This is a genomic window from Streptomyces griseorubiginosus (genome assembly GCF_017614965.1).
GTDB lineage: Bacteria > Actinomycetota > Actinomycetes > Streptomycetales > Streptomycetaceae > Streptomyces > Streptomyces griseorubiginosus_B.
Map to the genome: position 1 here is coordinate 1 of NZ_WVUG01000497.1, position 3,897 is coordinate 3,897.

Here is a 3,897-nt window from a genome sequence, read left to right on the forward strand (position 1 = left end):
TGGCGCACGGACGTCAGACTGCCGCGCCGGGAGGACCCCGGCGACTGGCCGTCGGTGTGCGTCGTCGTCCCCGCGCGCGACGAGGCCGCCGTACTGCCCTCGAGCCTGCCCTCGCTGCTGGCGCAGGTGCTGCAGCAGGCGGCGGAACAGGGAGTGGTCGGGGTGGTGCTGCTGGCGGCGGCGTTCGGCTGGGTGCTGTACACGCTGTGGCGCTCTCCGCGCCCCACTCCCGTCGTGCTCACCGCGGGGGCGGCCCTGACGGCGCTCGCGGCGATCGCCGCCATCGGCAACGCACTGAGCTTCACCGCCGTGTCGGTGGGCGCGGGCCTGCTGGCGGGCCTGGCCACCGCCCGCCCGCTGGCCGACGCGTCACCGCGGCAGGAGACGGACGTACGACCACGGGACGACCGACTGACGCGGGGAGGCCCCTGAGGGCTGTCATCCGGACCACCCCGACGTTCACGGGACCTGCGCGGCGGCCGCCGCTCGGCTCTCGCGGGGAACGGCACCTCGGCCGACCTGATCCGAGCGGCCGGCCCTCGTTCAGAGGGTCGTGCCGGGTGTGCTCGGGCGGAGGCGGTCGCGGATGACGCGAACCGCCGTCTCGGCGTTGTCGACGGTGATGGTGAACGTGTGGCCGTCCCACAGGCGCAGCACCACACCCTCACCCCGCCGTACGACGACCGCGGTGCCCTTCTCCGGCCGCCAGCGGTAGCCCCAGCCGCCCCACTGGCGCGGGGTGACGTGCGGGGCGAACTCGGCGCCTGCCACATGGTCGAGGGGGATGCGGCGGCGCGGCACGCCGATGTGACCGCAGCGCACCTCCAGGGACTCCTTGTCGAGCTTGAGGTCCACGTGCACGAAGGCGAGCGTGCCGAACAGCACCAGCAGCCCGGCGGCGATGCAGCCGACGACGGACATCACCAGCGGGGCGATGCCGGAGTTCCAGGCGGAGTCGACGGCGAGCTCGACGCCGAGCGCCATGAAGGCCGCTCCGCCGAGCGCCAGCAGCCACTGGACCCGGTTGGTGGCACGGCCGGTCCAGACATCGGGGTGGGCGCTCTCGGCGTGGGGGTGGTCCCTCATACCCTTGAGGTTACTCAGGTTTCGCTGCGCTGGTAGCGCGTCGCGGAGAGTGACCCCGCCGCCGGGGCCACGTCGCACCGAGGGCGTTCGCACGGTGACAGGCGGTCACCGAGCGGGGCTGACCGCCTGCAGGATGCGGCCTTCTTCATAGGAGAGGGCGGCGGCCGACAGGGCGCCCTCGCGTCCGCTGAGCAGCACCGTCAGGGTGCCGGTGGCCGGGGCGTCGGGCAGGGGCTGGGCGCCGATGCGACGCAGCGCCTGGGCGGCCACGGCGCCCGCCGACCCGTGCAGGACGAGGGGCGGGTTTCCGGGCCGCTGGACGGCGGCGCGGATGCGTTCGCCGACGAGTTCGTAGTGGGTGCAGCCGAGGACGACGGTGGTGACGTCCTCGGGGGTCAGGGCGGCGGCCGCGCTGACGGCGGCGTCGATGGCCGCCTCGTCGGCGTGCTCCACGGCCTCGGCGAGGCCGTGGCAGGGCACCTCGGTGACGGTCACCCCGTCGGCGAACTCGGCGATCAGGTTGCGCTGGTAGGGGCTGCCCGTGGTGGCCGGAGTCGCCCAGATCGCGAGCGGGCCGCCGCCGGCCGCGGCGGGCTTGATCGCCGGGACGGTGCCGATGACGGGCAGCTCCGGCTCCAGCCGGGCGCGCAGGGACGGCAGCGCGTGGACGGTGGCGGTGTTGCAGCCGACGATCAGCGCCTCGGGCCGGTGCGCCGCGGCGGCCTCGGCGACGGCCAGGGCACGCTCGGTCAGGTCCTCGGGCGTGCGAGGTCCCCAGGGCATGCCGTCGGGGTCGAGAGAGAGCACGAGATCGGCGTCGGGGCGCAGACGCCGTACCGCGGCGGTGGCCGCCAGCAGACCGATTCCGGAGTCCATGAGCGCGATCTTCACCCGGCCACGATAGACGATGGGCCCCTGGCGGCCGGTGGTGTGGGGCAGACTGCGCGGGTGAGCGCCATCGCGTGGACCGCCGCCGTCTCCCTCGCCGCCTGGCTGTGGCTGCTGCTCTGCCAGGGCTACTTCTGGCGCACGGACGTCAGACTGCCGCGCCGGGAGGACCCCGGCGACTGGCCGTCGGTGTGCGTCGTCGTCCCCGCGCGCGACGAGGCCGCCGTACTGCCCTCGAGCCTGCCCTCGCTGCTGGCGCAGGACTATCCGGGGCGGGCCGAGGTCTTCCTCGTGGACGACGGCAGCTCCGACGGCACCGGGGAGCTGGCCCGCGAACTCGCGCGCGAGCACGGCGGGTTGCCCCTCACGGTCGACTCCCCCGGTGAACCACCGGCCGGCTGGACGGGCAAGCTCTGGGCGGTACGGCACGGGATCGGGCTGGCACGCGCGCGTGGGCCGGAGTATCTGCTGCTGACCGACGCGGACATCGCCCACGCGCCGGACAGTCTGCGGGAGTTGGTCGCGGCGGCCCGCACCGGCGGCTTCGACATGGTCTCGCAGATGGCCCGGCTGCGGGTGGAGAGCGCGTGGGAGCGGCTCGTGGTGCCGGCGTTCGTCTACTTCTTCGCGCAGCTCTACCCCTTCCGCCGGATCGGCAGGAAGGGGGCGCGGACGGCGGCCGCGGCGGGCGGCTGCGTCCTGCTGCGCGCCGAGACCGCCGAGCGGGCGCACGTCCCGGACGCCATCCGGCACGCCGTCATCGACGACGTGGCGCTCGCGCGCGCCGTCAAGGGCGGCGGCGGGCACATCTGGCTGGGGCTGGCCGAGAAGGTCGACAGCGTGCGCCCCTACCCACGGCTGCACGACCTGTGGCGCATGGTCTCCCGCAGCGCGTACGCACAACTGCGGCACAACCCGTTGCTGCTGTTCGGCACGGTCCTCGGACTGCTCCTGGTGTATCTGGTGCCGCCGCTGTCCCTGATCGCGGGCCTGGCGGCGGGGGACGCCACGACGGCCGCCCTGGGGGGCCTGGCATGGCTGGTGATGACGGGCACGTACCTTCCGATACTCCGCTACTACGACCAGCCGTCCTGGCTCGCCCCTCTCCTGCCGTTCACCGCGTTCCTCTACCTCCTGATGACGGTCGACTCGGCGGTGCAGCACTACCGTGGCCGCGGCGCGGCCTGGAAGGGCCGCACCTACACCCGCCCGGACGCGCTGCCCGACAAGGGCTGAACCGCTACTTGCGGCCCGGGGTCCAGTTCATGCCCCAGCCGTACGCGTGGTCGATGGTCCGCTGCGGGCTGACACCGCGCTCGGGCACCAGGTAGCGGGCCTCACGCTGGACGACCAGGTCGCTTCCGGTGTTGGTGATCAGCGCGAGGGCGCAGACGGTGGAGGGGACCGTGCACTCGTCCAGCGAGAAGTCGATCGGTGCGCCGTACTGCGGCTGCAGGGTGACCGTGGCGTGCAGGTCGGCGAAGGAGCGCGCGCCCTCGTAGATGGTCACGAAGACGAGGATCCGCCGGAAGTCCTGCTTGTGGTCGAGGTTGACGGTGAGGTTCTCACCGCTCTCGACGGCACCGGTGCGGTCGTCGCCGTCGAGGTGGATGTACGGCGGACGGTGCAGCGAGCCGAAGGCGTTGCCCAGTGCCTGGACGACTCCCTTGCTGCCGTCGGTGAGTTCGTAGAGGGCGCACAGGTCCAGGTCGAGGTCGGCGTGCATGGCGACCGCGCGGCCCCGCTTGCTGCCCCAGCCGGAGAACTGCTTGTGCACCTGCCAGTTGAGGTTCACCCGCATCGCGCCCGAGGTGCCGCCCTGCTTGGCGAGGGAGACGGCGGGCGCCGCCTTGGTCAGCGTGACCTTGGACAGACGGACCGGCGCGGTGGGCGGGGCCGGAGGCTGTACGGCGGCCGGGGGCC

The 3,897-nt window shown here is 73.6% G+C and carries 4 protein-coding genes and 1 pseudogene; 2 read left to right on the forward strand and 3 right to left on the reverse strand.

Features of this window, described 5'->3' with window-relative positions:
- Positions 1 to 432, forward strand: a pseudogene (locus GRC12_RS42560) (hypothetical protein); the annotation flags it as partial.
- A gap of 111 nt (positions 433 to 543) precedes the next feature.
- Here GRC12_RS42560 and GRC12_RS42565 read toward each other — a convergent pair.
- Positions 544 to 1,086, reverse strand: a complete 543-nt coding sequence (locus tag GRC12_RS42565) for a hypothetical protein (protein WP_208785803.1) — start codon at positions 1,084 to 1,086, stop codon at positions 544 to 546.
- 105 nt (positions 1,087 to 1,191) lie between these two features.
- Entirely contained in the window at positions 1,192 to 1,977 is a 786-nt protein-coding gene (locus tag GRC12_RS42570; RefSeq protein ID WP_208785804.1) for a glutamate racemase, read from the reverse strand.
- A 57-nt stretch (positions 1,978 to 2,034) separates the two neighbouring features.
- Between GRC12_RS42570 and GRC12_RS42575 the strand changes: the two genes are divergently transcribed.
- Positions 2,035 to 3,210: a glycosyltransferase gene (locus GRC12_RS42575; RefSeq protein ID WP_208785805.1), complete on the forward strand. Its 1,176-nt coding sequence runs from the start codon at positions 2,035 to 2,037 to the stop codon at positions 3,208 to 3,210.
- Between the two features lie 4 nt (positions 3,211 to 3,214).
- Here GRC12_RS42575 and GRC12_RS42580 read toward each other — a convergent pair.
- A partial coding sequence (locus GRC12_RS42580) for a TerD family protein (protein WP_439959953.1) occupies positions 3,215 to 3,897 on the reverse strand: 683 nt, incomplete at its 5' end.